This window comes from Streptomyces sp. NPDC051172 (assembly GCF_040682555.1).
GTDB lineage: Bacteria > Actinomycetota > Actinomycetes > Streptomycetales > Streptomycetaceae > Streptomyces.
This window is the reverse complement of sequence record NZ_JBFBBE010000059.1, coordinates 25,076-43,817: the sequence shown is the minus strand read 5'-3', so window position 1 is coordinate 43,817 and position 18,742 is coordinate 25,076. Positions and strand designations below refer to the sequence as shown.

Annotated in this window: 17 protein-coding genes; 4 read left to right on the top strand and 13 right to left on the bottom strand. The window is 71.8% G+C overall.

Annotation, left to right across the window (positions count from 1 at the left end; translation table 11 throughout):
- Window positions 1–41 precede the first annotated feature (41 nt).
- Window positions 42–827, top strand: a complete 786-nt coding sequence (locus AB0N07_RS30280) for an IclR family transcriptional regulator (RefSeq protein WP_365840433.1) — start codon at window positions 42–44, stop codon at window positions 825–827.
- A gap of 197 nt (window positions 828–1,024) precedes the next feature.
- The gene (locus tag AB0N07_RS30275; protein ID WP_365840431.1) at window positions 1,025–2,209 is read left to right on the top strand and encodes an MFS transporter; all 1,185 of its coding nucleotides are present in this window, start codon (window positions 1,025–1,027) and stop codon (window positions 2,207–2,209) included.
- On the opposite strand, the gene AB0N07_RS30270 is transcribed toward AB0N07_RS30275, so the two are convergent.
- From AB0N07_RS30270 to hrcA, 10 genes are all read right to left on the bottom strand, one after another.
- Window positions 2,206–3,195, bottom strand: a complete 990-nt coding sequence (locus AB0N07_RS30270) for an adenosine deaminase (RefSeq protein WP_365840429.1) — start codon at window positions 3,193–3,195, stop codon at window positions 2,206–2,208. The two genes, AB0N07_RS30275 and AB0N07_RS30270, sit on opposite strands and share 4 nt — an antisense overlap.
- Window positions 3,196–3,215: 20 nt before the next feature.
- Window positions 3,216–4,148 carry a ribonuclease Z gene (locus AB0N07_RS30265; protein WP_365840427.1) on the bottom strand — a complete coding sequence of 311 codons (933 nt, stop codon included), beginning with the start codon at window positions 4,146–4,148 and terminating at the stop codon, window positions 3,216–3,218.
- Window positions 4,149–4,154: 6 nt separating this feature from the next.
- The gene (locus AB0N07_RS30260) at window positions 4,155–4,508 is read right to left on the bottom strand and encodes a histidine triad nucleotide-binding protein (protein WP_365840425.1); all 354 of its coding nucleotides are present in this window, start codon (window positions 4,506–4,508) and stop codon (window positions 4,155–4,157) included.
- 65 nt (window positions 4,509–4,573) lie between these two features.
- Window positions 4,574–7,780, bottom strand: coding sequence for a PDZ domain-containing protein (locus AB0N07_RS30255; protein ID WP_365840423.1), 3,207 nt, complete (start codon window positions 7,778–7,780; stop codon window positions 4,574–4,576).
- A 45-nt stretch (window positions 7,781–7,825) separates the two neighbouring features.
- Complete coding sequence (locus tag AB0N07_RS30250; RefSeq protein ID WP_365840421.1) at window positions 7,826–8,386, bottom strand: hypothetical protein; 561 nt, start codon at window positions 8,384–8,386, stop codon at window positions 7,826–7,828.
- Between the two features lie 77 nt (window positions 8,387–8,463).
- Window positions 8,464–8,856 (bottom strand): VOC family protein, encoded by a 393-nt coding sequence (locus AB0N07_RS30245; protein ID WP_365840419.1) that lies wholly within the window; start codon window positions 8,854–8,856, stop codon window positions 8,464–8,466.
- A gap of 19 nt (window positions 8,857–8,875) precedes the next feature.
- Window positions 8,876–9,628, bottom strand: a complete 753-nt coding sequence (locus AB0N07_RS30240; RefSeq protein WP_365840417.1) for a 16S rRNA (uracil(1498)-N(3))-methyltransferase — start codon at window positions 9,626–9,628, stop codon at window positions 8,876–8,878.
- On the bottom strand, window positions 9,625–10,701 hold the full coding sequence (locus AB0N07_RS30235) for a nitronate monooxygenase (RefSeq protein ID WP_365840415.1): 1,077 nt from the start codon (window positions 10,699–10,701) through the stop codon (window positions 9,625–9,627). Before AB0N07_RS30235 ends, AB0N07_RS30240 begins: the two co-directional genes overlap by 4 nt.
- Before the next feature lie 125 nt (window positions 10,702–10,826).
- Window positions 10,827–11,963, bottom strand: coding sequence for a molecular chaperone DnaJ (gene dnaJ / locus AB0N07_RS30230; RefSeq protein ID WP_365840413.1), 1,137 nt, complete (start codon window positions 11,961–11,963; stop codon window positions 10,827–10,829).
- Window positions 11,964–12,980 (bottom strand): heat-inducible transcriptional repressor HrcA, encoded by a 1,017-nt coding sequence (hrcA, locus tag AB0N07_RS30225; protein ID WP_344402435.1) that lies wholly within the window; start codon window positions 12,978–12,980, stop codon window positions 11,964–11,966.
- 153 nt (window positions 12,981–13,133) lie between these two features.
- Here hrcA and AB0N07_RS30220 point away from each other — a divergent pair, with 153 nt between their 5' ends.
- A complete protein-coding gene (locus AB0N07_RS30220; protein ID WP_365840411.1) occupies window positions 13,134–13,862 on the top strand; it encodes an MBL fold metallo-hydrolase in 729 nt (242 codons plus the stop codon).
- Between the two features lie 34 nt (window positions 13,863–13,896).
- Window positions 13,897–14,712, top strand: a complete 816-nt coding sequence (locus AB0N07_RS30215; RefSeq protein ID WP_365840409.1) for a DUF3097 domain-containing protein — start codon at window positions 13,897–13,899, stop codon at window positions 14,710–14,712.
- Here AB0N07_RS30215 and AB0N07_RS30210 read toward each other — a convergent pair.
- The 3 genes from AB0N07_RS30210 to AB0N07_RS30200 all read right to left on the bottom strand — a co-directional run bounded on the left by AB0N07_RS30210 (window position 14,690) and on the right by AB0N07_RS30200 (window position 18,647).
- Window positions 14,690–15,268 carry a Uma2 family endonuclease gene (locus AB0N07_RS30210; RefSeq protein ID WP_365840407.1) on the bottom strand — a complete coding sequence of 193 codons (579 nt, stop codon included), beginning with the start codon at window positions 15,266–15,268 and terminating at the stop codon, window positions 14,690–14,692. The genes AB0N07_RS30215 and AB0N07_RS30210 overlap by 23 nt on opposite strands.
- Window positions 15,269–15,367: 99 nt before the next feature.
- Window positions 15,368–16,600, bottom strand: a complete 1,233-nt coding sequence (gene hemW / locus AB0N07_RS30205) for a radical SAM family heme chaperone HemW (RefSeq protein ID WP_365840405.1) — start codon at window positions 16,598–16,600, stop codon at window positions 15,368–15,370.
- A gap of 31 nt (window positions 16,601–16,631) precedes the next feature.
- A complete protein-coding gene (locus AB0N07_RS30200; RefSeq protein WP_365840402.1) occupies window positions 16,632–18,647 on the bottom strand; it encodes an ATP-binding SpoIIE family protein phosphatase in 2,016 nt (671 codons plus the stop codon).
- Window positions 18,648–18,742: the final 95 nt, after the last annotated feature.

Sequence of the window (18,742 nt, the reverse complement as noted above, 5' to 3'; positions counted from 1 at the left end):
GTCAACGGTCCGGTCCGGCACGGGCCGACTAACATCGCTCCATGTCGGACACAGGTGGTGGCGTGCGCGAGGTGAAGTCCGCCGCCCGGACGGTCGAACTGCTGGAGCTGCTCGCCGCCCGCGGCGACCGTCCGGCACGGCTGCAGGAGCTGGCGGACGAGCTGGGCGTCCCGCGCAGCTCGATGTACGCGCTGCTGCAGACCCTGATCAGCCGGGGCTGGGTGCGTACGGACGTCACCGGTTCGCTGTACGGCATCGGCATCCACGCCCTGCTCACCGGCACCGGCTACCTCGACTCCGACCCACGGGTGCGCGTCGTACGGCCGTATCTCGACGAGGCGTCCGAGGCGCTCGGCGAGACCATCCACATGGGCCGGCTCGACGGGCGGGACGTGGCGTATCTGGCGACGCGGGAGTCGCACGAGTATCTGCGGACCATCAGCCGCGTCGGCCGCAGGCTGCCCGCGCACGCGGGCGCGCTCGGCAAGGCGCTGCTGGCCGAGCGGGACGACGAGGAGCTGCCCGAGGGGCCGTACCAGGCGCTCACCCCGAACACGCACACCGGTCGGGAGTCACTGTCGGCGGATCTCGCGCGCGTCCGCACCCGCGGATACTCGGTCGACCGCGAGGAGGGCGTGGCCGGAATCGCCGGTTTCGGCTTCGCGCTGCGCTACGACGTCCCCGCGCAGGACGCGATCAGCTGCTCGGTGCCGGTGGCCCGGCTGACGCCGGAGCACGAGGAGCGGATCGTGGCGGTGATGCGGGAGATCCGCCTGAAGATCGAGGCGACGGCACCGGGTGCGGGAGGCTCGGCGCACTGGCGTTGAGCCGCCCGACCAGCCCATTTGGCGCGCTCGCCTACCCGGCCTCTCTCACACCAAACACAACGTGCGCCACATCACACCCCCCTCGCTTCTTTCCCGAACCGCGTGCTTGATACAAATTCTCCGCGCGTTCCTGTCCGTCGACGGTCGTCGCCCACCCCCTTCTTGAGCCGCTTCTTTCGCATGCCCTGGGAACGCCCGTGTTCGCGCCTCGCACCACCCCCTGGCCCCTCGTCGCCCTTTTCACGGCCGGGTACCTCGCTCCGTATCTGCTGCCGACGACCGTCGGACGGCTCGACTCGGGGCTTCCGCTCTCCGCGACCGAGGCGGGTGCCATCGGCAGTGCGCTGCTGCTGAGTTCGGCCGCGGCCGGCTTCCTGCTCGCCTCCCGCGTCGACCGGATCGGCCCACGCACCCTGGCCCGCATCGGTCTCGTGCTCGCGATCGTCGGCTACGGCGGCGCCGCGCTCACCCACTTCGTCCCGGCGGTCGTCGCGGGCGCGCTCGTCGGGGGTTTCGGCTCCGGTACGGCGACGACGGTCGCCGCCACCGGGATCGCCGCCCAGCCGGACCCGCACCGGACGACCACACTGGGCCTGCTCGGTGTCTCCGCACTCGCGGGCGCCCTGTATCTGGCGATCCCCCTCCTCGGAGCGGGCCACGGACAACCCCTCGCCGCGATCGCGCTCACCGCGCTCGCCGTCTGGCCGCTCACCGGCCGGCTCCCGGTCCGTACGGCGGTCGCGCACAGCCCCCTCGGCGGCACCCGCCTGCCCCGGCCGCGTTCCGGTCTGGTCCTCGCCCTCGTCATGTTCTGCTGGTCGCTCGCGCAGAACGCGCTGTGGGGTGTCAGCGGCCGCATCGGCCTCGCCCAGGCGCACCTCGCGGAGGCCACTGTCGGCGCCGTCTTCGCGGTGGCGCTCGGCGCGGGGCTGCTGGGGGTCGTCGGCGCGGGGGCGGTCGGTCCGCGGTTCGGCCGGGCGCTGCCCATCGGGGCGGGAACGGCGCTGATCTCCGGCTGCATCGTGCTCAGCGCGTCCGCGACCGACCTGACGACCTTCGCGAGCGGTGAGATCGCCTGGAACGTGCTCTACCCGGTCGTCCTGTCGTACGTGATCGGCCTCGCGGCCTCCCTGGACCCACGCGGCCGCTGGGCGGTCCTCGTCGGCTCCGCGTCCTCCCTGGGAACGGCGGCGGGCCCACTGACCGGCAGCGTGCTGGCTGCGCAGGCGGGGTTCCCGGTGATGGGAGCGGTCCTGGCGGTGGGGCTGCTGGTGATCACGGTGCCGCTGACCGCGGTCGCGACTCTTTCAGCCCGCCTGGGGGCGCAGCCCCCGGCAGCGCCCAGGACAACCCCCGCACCGGACTTCACCACCGCCGCCTAGAACTCGTACGCCTCCACCTCGGACAGATACCGAGCCCGCCGCTCCTCGTCGTCCTCCAGGAAGGACGCGAGGAACGAGTTGCGGGCCAGTTCACGCAACCGTTCCTCGGTCAGGCCGAGCGCCGAACGCACCGCGTCGAAGTTGTCGCCGACATAGCCGCCGAAGTAGGCGGGGTCGTCGGAGTTGACCGTGCAGAGCAGGCCTGCGTCGAGCATCGCGGGCAGCGGGTGCTCGGCGAGGGTGTCGACCGTGCGCAGGCGGACGTTGGAGAGGGGGCACAGGGTCAGCGGGATGCGGTCGCGGACCAGCCGCTCGACCAGCTCGGGGGATTCCATGCACCGCAGCCCGTGGTCGACGCGCTCCACGCCGAGCACGTCCAGGGCCTCGGTGATGTACTCCGGCGGGCCCTCCTCCCCGGCGTGCGCCACCCGCCGCAGCCCCAGCGCGGCGGCGGCCTCGTACACCTCGCGGAACTTCACCGGCGGGTGCCCGACCTCGGCGGAGTCGAGGCCGACACCGGTGATCCGGTCCAGGTACGGCTTCGCGGCCTCCAGGGTCTGCAGTGCCGACGCGGCGGACTCGTCCCGCAGGAAGCACAGGATCAACCGGGTGGAGACGCCGTGCACCGACTCGCTGTGCTGCAGCGCCCGCCACAGCCCCTCCACGACCGTGCCCATGCCCACGCCCCGCGAGATGTGCGCCTGCGGGTCGAAGAAGATCTCCGCGTGCCGCACGCCCTGCGCGGCGGCGCGGGCGAGGTAGGCGTTCGCGAGGTCCTCGAAGTCCCGCTCGGTGCGCAGGACGGCCATGAGCTCGTAGTACAGGTTCAGGAAGGACTGGAGGTCCTCGAAGTCATAGGCCTTGCGGAGTTCGTCCTCGTCGGCGTACGGCAGCTCGACGCCGTTGCGGGCGGCCAACTCGAAGGCGAGCTCCGGCTCCAGGGTGCCTTCGATGTGCAGGTGCAGTTCAGCTTTGGGGAGGGGCATCAAAGCATCGTACGGGTGCCTTACCGGCGTTTCGGGACCGGCACTCGTAGAAGATCGTGCGCGACCGTCAGTTCACCCTCGAAGCCGGCGGCCCGCGTCTGCCGCTCGAACTCTCCCCCAGACTCCGTCCGGGAGGTGCCCTCAGGTTCGGTGTAGCGCTGGCTGAAGTGCGTGAGCACGAGGTGCCGTACGCCCGCGTCCCGTGCCACCGCCGCCGCCTGGCCCGCGGTCAGGTGGCCGTGCTCGACCGCGAGATCGGTGTCCTCGTCGAGGAACGTCGACTCGATGACGAGCATGTCGCAGCCCTCGGCGAGCGCGTACACCCCGTCGCACAGGCGGGTGTCCATGACGAACGCGAACCGCTGGCCGCGGCGCACCTCGCTGACGTCCTCCAGGGCCACGCCGTCGACGACGCCCTCGCGCTGGATACGACCGACGTCCGGGCCCTTGATGCCGTGCGCGGCGAGACGCTCGGGGAGCATCCGGCGTCCGTCGGGTTCGGTCAGCCGGTAGCCGTAGGACTCGACCGGGTGCGAGAGCCTGCGCGCTTCGAGGGTGTACGAGGGCGTGACGGCCAGGGTTCCGTCCGTGTCGATCGGGGCCTCGGTGAGGTCGACCGTCTCTCGGTAGGCGGTGGCGTAGCGCAGGCGGTTGAAGAAGCGCTGACCGGAGCGCGGGTAGTGCGCGGTGATCTCGTGCGGGACCCTGTCGAGGTTGATGCGCTGGATGACGCCCGCGAGGCCCAGACAGTGGTCGCCGTGGAAGTGGGTGACGCAGATCCGGTTGAGGTCGTGCGCGGCGGCCCCGGCACGCAGCATCTGGCGCTGGGTGCCCTCGCCGGGGTCGAAGAGGATGCCCTCGCCGTCCCAGCGCAGCAGATAGCCGTTGTGGTTGCGGTGCCGGGTGGGGACCTGGCTGGCGGTGCCGAGGACCACCAGTTCACGTACGGACACGGTCGGTTATCCGGGGGGCCACTGCAGGCCGCGGCCACCGAGTACGTGCGCATGGGCGTGCCAGACGGTCTGGCCGGCGCCGACGCCCGTGTTGAAGACGACGCGGTAGCTCTCCAGCTTTTCCTCGTCTGCGACCGACTGGGCCTCGCGCAGGACGTCCGCGGCGAGCACCGGTTCGGCGGCGGCGAGCTCGGCCGCGTTCTTGTAGTGCGCCTTCGGGATCACCAGGACATGGGTGGGCGCCTGGGGGTTGATGTCCCGGAAGGCGACGGTGGTCTCCGTCTCGCGGACGATCGTCGCCGGCACATGCCCCGCGACGATCTTGCAGAACAGGCAGTCGTCCTGCGGCTCCCCTGCCATGTGGTCTCCTCAAGCCGGTTGATCGATCACACTGATCGAGTACGGGGGCATCGTATCCAGGGACGTCAGTCCAGGGTCGGGGGTGTCTTGGCGGGGGTCTCCTCCAGGGCGGCCAGTGCGATGCGGATCGCCTCGTCCAGCTGGACGTCCCGTCCCGCCGCGTGGTCCTGCGGCCGCTGGACCACTTCCACGTCCGGGTCCACACCACGGTTCTCGACGTCCCAGCCGTAACCCTCCAGCCAGAAGGCGTACTTGGGCTGGGTGGTCAGCGTTTCGTCGACGAGCCGGTAGCGGCTGTCGATGCCTATGACACCGCCCCAGGTGCGGGTGCCGATCAGCGGGCCGATACCGAGGGCTTTGATGGCGGCGCCGATGATGTCACCGTCGGAGCCGGTGAACTCGTTGACGAGCGCGACGACGGGACCGCGTGGCGCGTCCTCCGGGTAGCTGGACGGCCGCAGGCCGCGCGGCCGGTCCCAGCCGACGATCCGCCGTGCCAGCTTCTCGACGACCAGCTGCGAGGTGTGCCCGCCCCGGTTCTCGCGCACGTCCACGACGAGGCCTTCCCGGGCCACCTCCACCCGCAGGTCGCGGTGGATCTGCGCCCAGCCGGGCGCCTGCATGTCGGGCACATGGAGATAGCCCAGGCGGCCCTCGGACCGCTCGTGGACGTAGGCACGCCGGCCGGCGACCCAGGCGTGGTAGCGCAGGGGTTCCTCGTCGGCCACGGGCACGACGACCGGGTGGCGCAGTTCGCCGCCGCCGGACGGCGAGACGGTCAGCTCGATCGGTTTGCCCGCCGTGCCGACGAGCAGCGGGCCGGGGCCGGTCACCGGGTCGACCGGCTGCCCGCCGATCGCGACGATCGCGTCTCCCGCACGCACCGCGACACCCGGTGCGGCCAGCGGGGAGCGGGCGTCGGGGTCGGAGGTCTCCGAGGGCAGGATCCGGTCGATGCGCCAACTGCCGTCCTCGTGCCGGGAGATGTCCGCCCCGAGCAGGCCCTGTCTGACCCCGCCGCCGACCCGGCCGACGTGCCCGACGACGTAGGAGTGCGAGGTGCCCAGTTCGCCGTGGACCTCCCACAGCAGGTCCATCAGGTCGTCGTGGGTGGCCACGCCCTCCAGCAACGGGCGGTAGCGGTCGAGGGCGGCGGCCCAGTCGACACCCCCCATGTCCGGGCGCCAGAAGTTGTCCCGCATGAGGCGGCCGTTCTCCTCGTACATCTGCCGCCACTCGGCCGCCGGGTCGAGGATCTGCCGTACCCGGGACAGGTCGACCGTGATGTTCGAGTCGCCGTCGTCGTTCGGGGCGCGCCGGTCGCTGGGGACGACCTTCAGTCTGCCGTCGGTCCACAGCAGGACCCGCTTGCCGTCACCGCTGACCGCGAAGTGGTCGGTGTCGGCGGCGAGGTGTTCGAGGCGCCGCTGGGTGAGGTCGTACCGCTCCAGGTCGCTGCCGGGGTCCGAGGCGTCAGGTGTGGCCCTGGAAGTCCCGAGGGTGCCCTGCACCGGATGACGCAGCCACAGCACACCGTCCTTCGCCGCGCGCAGGGTGGTGTAGCGGGCCGCCTCGACCGGAAAGGGCACGATGCGGTCGGCGAGCCCTTCGAGGTCGATGCGGGTGGCCGAGGCGCCCTCGCTGTCCGGGGTCTCGTCCTTGTCCGGGGTCTCGAAGGGGCGGCCGTGGCGCTGCGGGCCGAACGGCGAGGGAGTCGTGGCGGCGAGCGTGATCAGGTGCGGACGGGCGCCTGCGATGAAGGCCAGATCGAAGACGTGCTCGTCGTAGACGGGGTCGAAGGAGCGGGTGGAGAGGAAGGCGAGGTACTTGCCGTCGAGGGTGAACGCCGGCGCGTAGTCCCGGAAGCGCAGGGGCGTCGCCTCGGTCACCGACAGGTCGGCCGTGTTGGCGAGCTTCAGGTGGCGCAGCGGCCGCGGACCGGGGTGCGACCAGACGAGCCAGGCCGAGTCGGGCGAGAACACCAGCCCGGACACATCGCCGTCCGCGCTGCGGTCGACCTCGCGCACCTCGCCCGTCTCCCGCTCGACGAGCAGGACACGTCCGTCGTGCGCGGCGACCGCGGCCTTGCTGCCGTCGGGTGCCATGGCCAGGCCCAGGACCCGCCCCAGCAGGCCGGCGGCGAGCCGGCGCGGGGTGCTGCCGGGCACCAGGCCGGTGGCGGGCGCGAACTCCAGGGCGTCCTCGCCCTCGGCGTCCGTCACCCACACCGCCCACTCCTCGCCCTCGACGCGGAAGGAGCGCGGCAACCGGGCCCGTATGCCCGGTTCGGCGGCGAGCGCGCGGGCCGGACCGGACCGATGGGTGACCCAGTGGACGGCACCGCGCACTCCGACCGCGCTGCCGCGGCCGGTGTGGTCGGGGCTCGCGTCCCCGAACCATCTGGCGACGTTGAGCGGGCGCGGCTGCAGGTCGGTGCGCGGCCCGCCGAGCCTGATGTCCAGGCGGCGCGGTTCGGCGCCGTCGAGGTCGTCGAGCAGCCACAGCTCACCGCCGGCGCAGTAGGCGACGCGGGTGCCGTCGCCGGCGGCTTGCCGGGCGTAGAAGCCGTCGAGAGGCGTGTGCCGGCGCAGATCGGATCCGTCGGCGAGGGAGGAGTACAGCGCGCCGGTGCCCTCGTGGTCGGACAGGAACGCGATCCGCTCCCCCACCCACACCGGATGCTCGATGTTCCCGTCCAACTCCTCGTGCAGCCGTACGAAGTCCCCGTCGCTCGCGCGGTCGATCCACAGCTTGCCCGCGGTGCCGCCTCGATACCGCTTCCACCAGGCCGCCTCGCGTCCCATGGGCGCGGACAGGAGCACCACGTGGGGTCCGTGGGCCACGGCGCCCACCGGCCCGTAGGGCAGGGTGGTGGCAGGTCCGCCGTCGAGCGGGACGGCGTGCGCCCAGGTGCGGCGCAGGGTCGCCTGGCCCTGGGCGCTGATCACCAGGACCCGTCCGTCCGGGGTCCAGCCGCCCACCCGGCTGCCCCAACTGCCCCAGTGCGTAAGGCGTCTGGCACGCCCGCCGCCCACCGGCGCGACATGTACCTCGGGTGCGCCGTCGCGGGTGGAGGTCCACGCGACGGTCATGCCGTCGGGCGAGATGCGCGGCTGCGTCACCGGCACGTTGTCGGCGCTGACCCGCCACGCCCAGCCGCCGTCGAGGGGTGCCAGCCAGACGTCGTCCTCGGCGGTGAACGCCACCAACTCCCCATGCACATGCGGGAATCGGAGGTACGCGGAGGTGGCAGCAGATGGCGGCTGAGTCACCCGATCACCTTAGGCAGGAGCGGTACCGGCAGCCAGAGCTTTCGATCACTTGCCCTCGACGGGCCAGCACTTCGGATCGCCCTTGCACCAGATGGTCCTGGTGACCGTCACGGTGACGGTGGCGCCGGGCTGACCGCCGTTCCCGTTGGAGGGGTTGTTGACGATGGGCGACGGTGTCGCGTTGCAGTTGCCGAGCCCCGTCACATGGAACCACTGTTTGCCGCCCACCTTGGCGGTGAGGTCGCCGCGCACGCAGGCGCCGTCGACGGCGCGGGTGACCCTGCCGGTGACGGTGATGTCCCGTCGGTCCTTGGTCTGCCCCTGGCAGTCGACGTTGGCGACGGTGGTCTCGCTCGCCGAGGGCGCCGTCCGCGTGGAGACCTTGTTGTTGCCGTAGTTGGCGGTGCAGCTGAGCCACTGCACGTCGACGTGCTGCCGCTTCAGCTCCCTGGTCGCGGTCTGGTCGGTCGTGTACGCCACGGCCGCCGAGTTCAGCCCGCCCGGATCACAGGCCACGGCTCCGCCGACGCCCAGGACGGCAAGTCCCACCGCGGCCGCCGCCCGCCGTCCCCGCGGCCGCCGCCAAATCCGCCTCAATGCCCCCATGGAGGGCAGCCTGCCACCGAGTGCCGTCCGGCGGTAGAGCGCATACGGTCACGAAAGCGCCCGCGCGCCCTGCCGGTTCAGCCGCGCAGCAGCAGCCACTCCTGCAACTCCACCAGGTTCCCCTCGGGGTCCTTGAGATGGGCCACCCGCATGCGGTCCGTCATGGGGGCCGGGCCGTGCACAAGGACGGCGCCCCGGGTGGCGATCTCCTCGCAGTAGGTGTCGAGGTCGTCGACGCGCAGCACCACCAGGGAGCGGTGGCCGGTTGCCGTGTCGCCCAGTTCGTCCAGGACCTCGGCCATCATCGAACGGTCCTGGAGGGCGATGCCCGCCGAGCCGGTGGCCGGGCTGAACTTCTCGTACGGGCCCGTGGTCGCCCCGGACTGCGGCTTCAGGCCGAGGACCTCGGCGTAGAAGCGGTAGCAGGCGGCGAAGTCGCTGACGAGGAGGCGGACTTGGGCGAGTTCCATGGTGTTCCCCCGTGATCGTTCAGGACCAGCGGCCGGTGCGGCCCAGGAGCAGGGCGGTCGCCGCGGTGCCGGCGGTCGATGTACGCAGCACGCTACGCCCGAGCCGGTACGCCTTCGCACCCGCCTCCTCGAAGAGCGCCAACTCCTGCTCGGAGACGCCCCCTTCGGGGCCCACGACCAGCACGATCTCGCCCGAGGCGGGAAGCTCGGCGGTCGCCAGCGGCTCGCTGCCGTAGTCGCGGTCCTCGTGCAGTACGGCCGCGAAGTCGGCTTTGGCGAGAAGTGCGGCAACCTGCTTGGTCGTCGCCGCGTCCGCGACCTCCGGGAAGCGCAGCCGGCGGGACTGCTTGCCGGCCTCGCGGGCGGTGGCCCGCCACTTGGCGAGGGCCTTCAGTCCCCGCTCGCCCTTCCACTGGGTGATGCAGCGGGCCGCCGACCAGGGCACGATCGCGTCGACGCCGGTCTCGGTCATCGTCTCGACGGCCAGCTCGCCACGGTCCCCCTTGGGAAGGGCCTGGACGACGGTGATACGGGGGCTGGGCTCGGGCTCGACCGGGAACTCGACGGGCTCTACGAACAGCCGGTCCTTGCCCTCCGTCCGCACGACCGCACCGGCGGCGCCGCGGCCCAGACCGTCCGTCAGCACCACGTCCTCGCCGGGCTGCAGCCGCCGTACGGACACCGCGTGCCGTCCCTCGGGGCCGTCCAGTTCGACGATCGAGCCGGGCCCCACGCCCGCCAGCGACTCGACGACGAACACCGGCGCGGTCATCGCAGGTCCCCCTTGCCCGACAACGCTGTCCTGGCCACGTCGATCTCGGCGGCGAGGACCTCCACCAGCTGCCCGGCCGGGAGCTCGCGCGCCATGCGGTGCCCCTGCCCCGCCCACAGCGCCATGCCCTGCGCGTCGCCGGATGCGGCGGCCTTCTTGCGCAGCGGCGAGGTGAGGTGGTGGACCTCCGGGTAGGCGGCCGGTGCGTACGGGCCGTGCTCGCGCAGGAAGCGGTTGACCAGGCCGCGGGCCGGGCGGCCGGAGAACGCCCGGGTCAGCTCCGTGCGCACGAACAGCGGGTTGGTGAGGGCCTGCTTGTGGACGGCGTTCGCACCGGACTCCGGGGTGGCGAGGAATGCCGTGCCGAGCTGGGCCGCGCTCGCGCCCGCCGCCAGCACCGCGGCGATCTGCCCGCCGCGCATGATGCCGCCGGCGGCGACGATCGGGATGCTCACGGTCTCGCGGACCTGGGCGACGAGCGAGAGCAGCCCGATACCGGTGCCGTCCGCCTCCGGGTTGTCCCGGTGGGTGCCCTGGTGGCCGCCGGCCTCCACTCCCTGCACGATCACCGCGTCGGCGCCGGCCAGCTGCACGGCGAGGGCCTCCTCGGGGGTGGTCGCCGTGACCAGCGTGAGGGTGCCGGCCCGGCGGAGGGAGTCGAGGACCTCGCGGCTCGGCACCCCGAAGTGGAAAGAGACCACCGGCACGGGGTTGTCGAGCAGCACGGCGACCTTGGAGTCGTAGGCGTCGTCCCGGCCGCTGTCCGGATCGCCGAGCTCGGTCTCGTACCAACCGGCCTCGCCGGCCAACTGGTGGGCGTAGATCTCCACGGCACCGGGGTCGGCGTACTCGGGCTGCGGCATGAAGAGGTTCACGCCGAAGGGACGGTTCGTGATCCCCCGGAGCTGCTTGATCTCCTGGTACATGCCGTCGGCCGTCTTGTACCCGGCGGCGAGAAACCCGAGCCCGCCGGCCTCGCACACAGCGGCGGCCAGATGCGGCACGGAGACACCGCCCGCCATGGGGGCCTGCACGATCGGATGAGGGAAGAGATCGGTCAGCGCGGAGGACATGACGGCATGTTGTCACGTCCTCCGAACAAGTCCGAATCGGGCCCATTCCAGCCTGTCCGGCGCCCGAGGACGAGGCCGTTCAGGCCGGAAACGGGGGTCTGGGGGCAGAGTCTCCAGCACCACGGTCAGCGGCCGTTGAACGCGTCCTTCAGACGGGAGAACAGGCCCTGCTGCCCCGGCTGGAACTGCCCCGTCGGCCGCTCCTCACCCCGCAGCTTCGCCAGCTCCCGCAGGAGCCGCTCCTGCTCGGGATCCAGCTTGTTCGGGGTCTGGACCTCGACATGCACGATGAGGTCCCCGCGACCGCCGCCGCGCAGATGCGTGACGCCCCGGCCGTGCAGCGGGATCGACTGGCCGGACTGGGTGCCGGGCCGAATGTCGACCTCCTCCAGGCCGTCCAGCGTCTCCAGCGGGACCTTGGTGCCGAGGGCGGCCGCGGTCATCGGGAGGGTGACCGTGCAGTGCAGGTCGTCTCCCCGGCGCTGGAACTGCGCGTGCGGCAGCTCGTGGATCTCGACGTACAGGTCACCGGCGGGACCACCGCCGGGGCCGACCTCGCCCTCGCCCGCGAGCTGGATGCGGGTGCCGTTGTCGACACCGGCCGGGATCTTGACCGTGAGGGTACGGCGGGACCGGACCCGGCCGTCGCCCGCGCACTCCGGGCACGGCGTCGGGACCACGGTGCCGAAGCCCTGGCACTGGGGACACGGCCGCGAGGTCATGACCTGGCCCAGGAAGGACCGCGTCACCTGAGACACCTCACCGCGACCGCGGCACATGTCACACGTCTGGGCGGAGGTGCCCGGCGCCGCGCCCTCACCGTTACAGGTGGAGCAGACGATCGCCGTGTCGACCTGGATGTCCTTCGTGGTGCCGAAGGCCGCCTCGTCGAGCTCGATCTCCAGCCGGATCATCGCGTCCTGGCCGCGGCGGGTGCGCGAGCGCGGGCCGCGCTGCGACGCCGTACCGAAGAACGCGTCCATGATGTCCGAGAAGTTCCCGAAGCCACCGGCCCCGAAGCCGCCCGCGCCTCCGCCGCCCGCCTGCGAGAGCGGGTCGCCGCCGAGGTCGTAGACCTGCTTCTTCTGCGGGTCGGAGAGCACCTCGTAAGCGGCGTTGATCTCCTTGAACCGCTCCTGGGTCTTCGGATCCGGGTTCACGTCCGGGTGCAGCTCGCGAGCGAGCCGCCGGAAGGCCTTCTTGATCTCTTCCTGCGACGCGTCGCGGCGCACGCCGAGAACGGCGTAGTAGTCCGTGGCCACTTACGACTCCGCCAGGATCTGTCCGACGTACCGTGCCACTGCGCGTACCGCTCCCATCGTTCCCGGGTAATCCATGCGGGTCGGTCCGACCACGCCGAGCTTGGCGACTGCCTCGCCGCCCGAACCGTAGCCGACCGACACCACGGACGTGGAGTTGAGTCCCTCATAGGCGTTCTCGTGCCCGATGCGCACCGTCATGCCCGAATCCCCCGCCTCGCCAAGCAACTTGAGGAGCACGACCTGCTCCTCGAGCGCCTCCAGGACGGGGCGGATGGTGAGGGGGAAGTCATGCCCGAAACGGGTCAGATTGGCGGTGCCGCCGATCATCAGCCGTTCCTCGTTCTCCTCGACCAGTGTCTCCAGAAGTGTGGAGAGCACTGTCGAGACCGTACCCCGGTCCTCGACGTCGAAGCCTTCGGGCAGGTCTTCCACGAGCCGCGGGACGTCGGCGAAGCGGCGGCCCGCGACCTTGCTGTTGAGCCGCGCCCGCAGATCCGCGAGCGAGGCCTCTCCGAACGGCGCCGGGCAGTCGACCATGCGCTGCTCGACCCGGCCGGTGTCGGTGATCAGCACGAGCATCACGCGCGCGGGGGCGAGCGAGAGCAGCTCCACGTGCCGCACGGTCGAGCGGGTCAGCGACGGGTACTGCACGACGGCGACCTGCCGGGTGAGCTGCGCGAGCAGCCGAACCGTCCGCGCCACCACGTCGTCGAGGTCCACGGCGCCGTCGAGGAAGTTCTGGATCGCCCGCTTCTCGGGCGCGGACATCGGCTTGACGCCCGCGAGCTTGTCGACGAACAGCCGGTAGCCCTTGTCGGTGGGGATGCGTCCCGCGCTGGTGTGCGGCTGGGCGATGAAACCCTCGTCCTCCAGGGCCGCCATGTCGTTGCGGACCGTCGCCGGAGACACGCCGAGGTTGTGCCGCTCGGTCAGGGCCTTCGACCCGACCGGCTCCTCGGTGCCGACATAGTCCTGGACGATGGCGCGCAATACCTGAAGCCGTCGTTCACTCAGCATCCAGCGCACACCTCCAGCAAGTCGTCCCCTAGGCGCTTCGCCTGGCACTCTGTCCGTCCGAGTGCCAGCCGTTACCGGCCAGTGTACGGCGGTGGGGTACACCCGGGGCAAGGTCGGCCCCTGTTGAAGGGGGCGTACCGCTAGCGTCGCCGTATGACGATGACTTGGGAAGAGCTGGGGTGGGAGCGGCTCGCGGCCGGAGTCGGGCGGTGCCGTCTTCCGGGCTGGGACTGCACGACGGGGCTGGTCGTCCGGGAGGGCACGGCGCTCTTGATCGACGCGGGGTCGAGCCTCGCGGAGGGCGCGCGGTTGCGTGCCGAGGCGCAGGAGCTTGCCGGTCACCGTGTGACTCATCTCGCGCTCACGCATCCCCATTTCGACCACGTCCTCGGGGTGGCGGCGTTCGCGGGCGCGGAGGTGTACGGCGCGGTGGGCATCGACACGGTGCTGGACGGCCGGCATGCGCGCGAGGATCTGCGGGCGGACGCGGTGGGCAACGGACTGGACGCACACCTGGCCGAGGAGGCGGTCGACGCCCTGGTCGCGCCCCGGCATCACGTCTCCGGTGAGTGGACCCTCGACCTGGGCGGAGGCCGGCAGGTGCTGCTGGCGAACGTCGGGCCGGGGCACTCGGCCCACGATCTGGCGGTGCTGGTGCCGGGCTCCCCGGAGGTCGTCTTCTGCGGCGACCTGGTGGAGGAGTCCGGCGAACCGCAGGCCGGTTCCGACGCCGTACCGTCGCAGTGGCCCGCCGCCCTGGACCGGCTCCTCGACCTGGGCGGGGAGGACGCACTGTACGTGCCCGGTCACGGAGCGGTGGTGGATGCGGGGTTCGTGCGGAGACAGCGGGACGAGCTGGCGGCACGTTTCGGCGTGTCGTAGCCGCTGTCCGACGACTTCTCCTATCGTCACTCGAATGCGCCAGTACTCCGCCGATCTGACCCCGCCGTGGAAGAAGTCCAAGCCCGTTCCGGAGGTCGCGGCCGAGCCCGGTCTGGTGGTCGAGGAACCCGGCACCGGTTTCTGCGGCGCGGTGATCCGCTGCGAGGCGGGCACGGTGACCCTGGAGGACCGCTTCGGCAAGCACCGGGTGTTCCCGCTGGAGCCGCGGGGGTTTCTGCTGGAGGGGCGGGTGGTGACGCTCGTACGGCCTTCGGGTGCCGCTCCTGTACGGCCCACCCGTACCGCTTCCGGATCGGTCGCCGTCCCCGGCGCACGCGCGCGGGTGGCTCGCGCTGGGCGGATCTACGTGGAGGGCCGGCACGACGCCGAGCTGGTCGAGAAGGTCTGGGGCGACGATCTGCGCATCGAGGGCGTGGTCGTGGAGTACCTGGAGGGCGTGGACGACCTGCCGTCGATCGTCGAGGAGTTCGCACCCGGTCCGGACGCGCGGCTGGGGGTCCTGGTGGACCACCTGGTGCCGGGCACGAAGGAGTGGCGGATCGCGGAGGCGGTGACGAGCGAGCACGCGCTGGTGGTGGGTCACCCGTACATCGACATCTGGGAGGCGGTGAAGCCGTCGTCGCTGGGGATCGCCGGGTGGCCGCGGGTGCCGCACGGGCAGGACTGGAAGACAGGGGTCTGCCGGGCGCTGGGATGGCCGTCGGAGAACACCGGGGCGGTGTGGCAGGCGATCCTGAAGCGGGTGGGTTCCTACAAGGACCTGGAGCCGGAGCTGCTGGGGCGGGTGGAGGAGCTGATCGACTTCGTCACGGGTAGCGGTGGGGCCTGACGTTGGTGAACGTTCCGAACTCGCTGGTTTGCAGCTCGACACCCAGGACATCCAGCATCAGCGGCCGGCCGAACTTCTCGATGTACTGTGCCCGGTAGTTGGCGTCCTCGCCCTTTCCTTCGGGCTTCGTGAACAGAACGCACTGCGCCATGATCGGATCGATGACGAGATAGGCGGGCACGTTGCCTGCGGCATAGATCGAACGCTTGACGGCGTAGTCGCGGTGCACGCTGTTCTTGGAAACGACCTCGACAACCATCGTGATCAGTTGGCACGGCAGCAGACGCCCCGAATCGGGCAGGACGTCACGCGCCACGACTACGAGGTCCGGAACCGGCTCACTCGCCTCGTCGACGAGGTCCACATCCTGGGTCTGGAGCGGATACCAGCGATCCAACGGAATCTGTCGCTCCGTCAGCAACACGATCAGGTTGTGCACCAGATCAGGGCTGGCCATCATCACGATTTCCCCCCGCAGAAGCTCCGCTTTGAGCCCGTCAGGCGGCTCAAAACCCTCGAAGAACTCTGCGACTCCACGTTCGTCCACAGCGGTCATCTCCGTGGCCTCTACATTCGCCGCATGCTGTCAGCGGCAGCCTACGAACCAGGTTAGGGGCCGAACCGGCGTCCGGCCGTGATTCACCCGCCCGAGTGATCAATCCACCAGGTCCCTGACCACCGCATCTGCCAGCAACCGCCCCCGCAAGGTCAGCACAGCCCGCCCCTCCCGGTATGGCCCGCCCTCCAACAGCCCCTCCCCCAACGCCCGCCGCGACGCCGCCAGCCCCTCCTCCCGGAGCAGCGACAGCGGCACTCCCTCCCGCAACCTCAGCTCCAGCAGGATCCGCTCCACCCGCCGGTCCTCCTCCGACAGCAGCTCGCGCCCGGCGCCCGGCGACCGCCCCTCCGCCAGCGCCGCCGCGTACGCGCCTGGATGCTTGACGTTCCACCACCGCACCCCGCCCACGTGCGAGTGGGCCCCGGGGCCCGCGCCCCACCAGTCGGCGCCGCGCCAGTACAGCTCGTTGTGCAGGCAGCGGGCCGCCTCGGAGGTGGCCCAGTTGGAGACCTCGTACCAGTCGAAGCCGGCCGCCGACATCACCTCGTCGGCGATCAGGTAGCGGTCCGCGTGGACGTCGTCGTCCGTCATCGGGACCTCGCCCCGGCGGATGCGACGCGCCAGCTGCGTGCCCTCCTCGACGATCAACGCATAGGCGCTGATGTGGTCCGGGCCCGCCCCGAGCGCCGCCTCCAGCGACGCCCGCCAGTCGTCGTCCGACTCGCCCGGTGTGCCATAGATCAGGTCCAGGTTGACGTGCTCGAAGCCGGCCGCTCGGGCCTCCGCGACGCAGTCCTCCGGGCGCCCCGGCGTGTGCGTACGGTCCAGGACCTTCAGCACATGCTGCTTCGCGCTCTGCATGCCGAAGGAGACGCGGTTGAAGCCGCCCTGCCGGAGCACGGACAGATACTCCGGGTCCACCGACTCCGGGTTCGCCTCCGTCGTCACCTCCGCGTCCGCCGCCAGGCCGAACTCGTCGCGGATCGCAGACAGCATCCGTACGAGATCACCGGCGGCCAGCAGGGTCGGCGTACCGCCGCCCACGAAGACCGTGCGGACCTCGCGCGGGTCGTCGCCGAGGACCTTCCGCGCCAGGCGGATCTCGTCGATCAGGGTGTCCGCGTAGTTGTCACGGGAGGCGAGGACGCCGCCCGTGCCGCGCAGCTCGGTGGCGGTGTAGGTGTTGAAGTCGCAGTAGCCGCAGCGGGTAGCGCAGTACGGGACGTGCAGATAGAAGCCGAGGGGGCGGTCGGGGGCCCCGGTGAGCGCGGATGCGGGGAGTGCGCCGTCGGCGGGGACCGGCTCGCCGTCGGGGAGTGCGGAAGGCATGCCTTCCATTGTCCAGCACCGTACGAAATGCTCACTCCGCCTGCAGCACCAGCAGCGCCAGGTCGTCCTCCGGCGGGCGCCCGCCGAACTCGTGGACCAGCCTGCGGATGCGTTCCGCGATCAGCTCGGCGCTCAGGCCGGCGCAGCCGGAGAGGGCGGCCGCGAGGCCGTCGGCGTCGTCGAACATGTCGGAGCCGGAGCGGCGCTCGGTCACGCCGTCCGTGACGCACAGGAGGCTGTCGCCGGTGCGGAGCTCGAAGGTCTCGCTGGTGTACCTCTCGTCCTCGACGACCCCGAGCAGGGTCTGCGGGCGGGCGGCCGTACGGACGCTTCCGTCGGGGCCGAGGAGCAGCGGGAGCGGGTGGCCCGCGGAGGCGAGCGTGCAGCGGATGCCGCCGTCGAAGGGGGCCAGCTCGCCGTAGAGGAGGGACAGGAAGCGGGTCTGCGGGCCGTCGCCGGGGGCGGGCGGCCGTACCAAAGCCCGGGCGGCGGCGTCCGCGGCCTCCGTCGCGTCGTCCAGGAGGAGGCGGTTGAGGCGGTCCAGGACGTCGGCGACGCGGTAGCCCTCGCGCGCGAGCAGGCGCAGCCAGGGGCGGGCCAGGCCGATGACGACGGCGGCCTCGGGGCCCTTGCCCTGGACGTCACCGACGGCGAAGCACCAGCGGCCGTCGCCGGCCGGGAAGAGGTCGTAGAAGTCGCCGCTGGGGCCGCCCTTGTCGCACGGTTCGTAGACGAGGGCGCTGCGTACGCCGGGGATCTCGGCGACGGCTGCGGGCAGCAGGCCGCGCTGCAGGACCTGGCTGATGGTGGCCTGGCGGGCGTACTGGCGGGCCGCGCCGATGGCGAGCGCCACCCGGCGGCTGAGGTCCTCGACGAGCCCGGTGACCTCGTCGGGGAAGCGCAGCAGCCCGGCGCGTCCGATGACGAGCGTGCCGAGCGGCCGGCCGCCCGCGATCAGACGGTAGGCGAGCGCCGCGCCGTGCTCGTCGCGCACATCGAGCGCCTCGCCGGGCCACGGGTACACGACCGGCCCGGACTTCCCCCACTCCCGGCTGCTCCCCCACTCCCGGCTCCGCTCGAGCGGGGGCGCCCCCATGGCGGGCGGGACGCTCATCGCCTCCGGCGGATGCGGCGGGTCCTTCTCCAGGGCGCGGCGCAGTTCCTCGATGCGGTTCTCGCTGCAGTGCCAGACGCGGGCCAGGCGGGGCCCGGCGCCGCCGGTGCCGTCGGCCCAGCCCCCGCGGCCCATGGCCTCGTCCTCCAGCCACACCGCGCACCAGTCGGCGAGCCGCGGCACGATCAGCTGTCCGGCGAGTGCGGCGACCAGGTTCTCGTCGAGCTGCCCGGCCAGCAGATCGGACGCCTCGGCGAGGAAGGACAGGGCACCTCGGTGCAGCCAGTCCCGGTCGCGCTCGGCGCGCTGCGGGTCGGGCGCCAGTATCTCGGCGGCGCGCAGCCCGCGTTCCAGTGCCTGCCGGCCGGCGTGCGCCTCCGGCTCGCCCGGGGCCGGGCTGCGCTCGGCGGGCAGCCGCGCCCACACCGTCTTGGTGCCCCGGCGGAAGGTGACGCCCCAGGACTCGGCGAGCGTGGCGACCAGGCGCAGTCCGCGGCCGTACTCCGGTGTCCCGTGCGGCACTTCGGCCGTCTCGTAGGGCCCTTCGGCGTCGGAGTCGCGGGGTGCCCGGGAGGGGTGGTGGTCGGAGACCTCCACGACGAGCGCGCCGGGCGCCTCCTCCAGACGGCACTCCACCTCGACCTCGGTGCCCGCGTGCACGACGGCGTTGGTGACGAGTTCGCTGACGACGAGCACGGCGTCGTCGGCGAGCCGGTCGGTGAGGCGTTCGGCGCCGGGCAAGCCGGCCTCCGTCCAGTCGGCGACCGCGGCGCGGACGAGAGCGCGGGCGGAACCCGGCGCGAGGGGACTGCCGGGCAGGGTCGTGTACGCCTGCGCACGCGGGTCCACCCTTCCGTGCTCGGTCGCGTGCAGGTGTGCAGGCGCATCGCAAGCGCAGGAAGCGGTCTCCCGTTGCGTCGGAATGGCCCCCATGGACAGCTCCCCGAGCAGTTCGGACGAATACGCCTCAGTCGATGCCGACAGAGTGACAGACTGACCCCGCCCATAAGCGCCGAGTTACCGAAGTG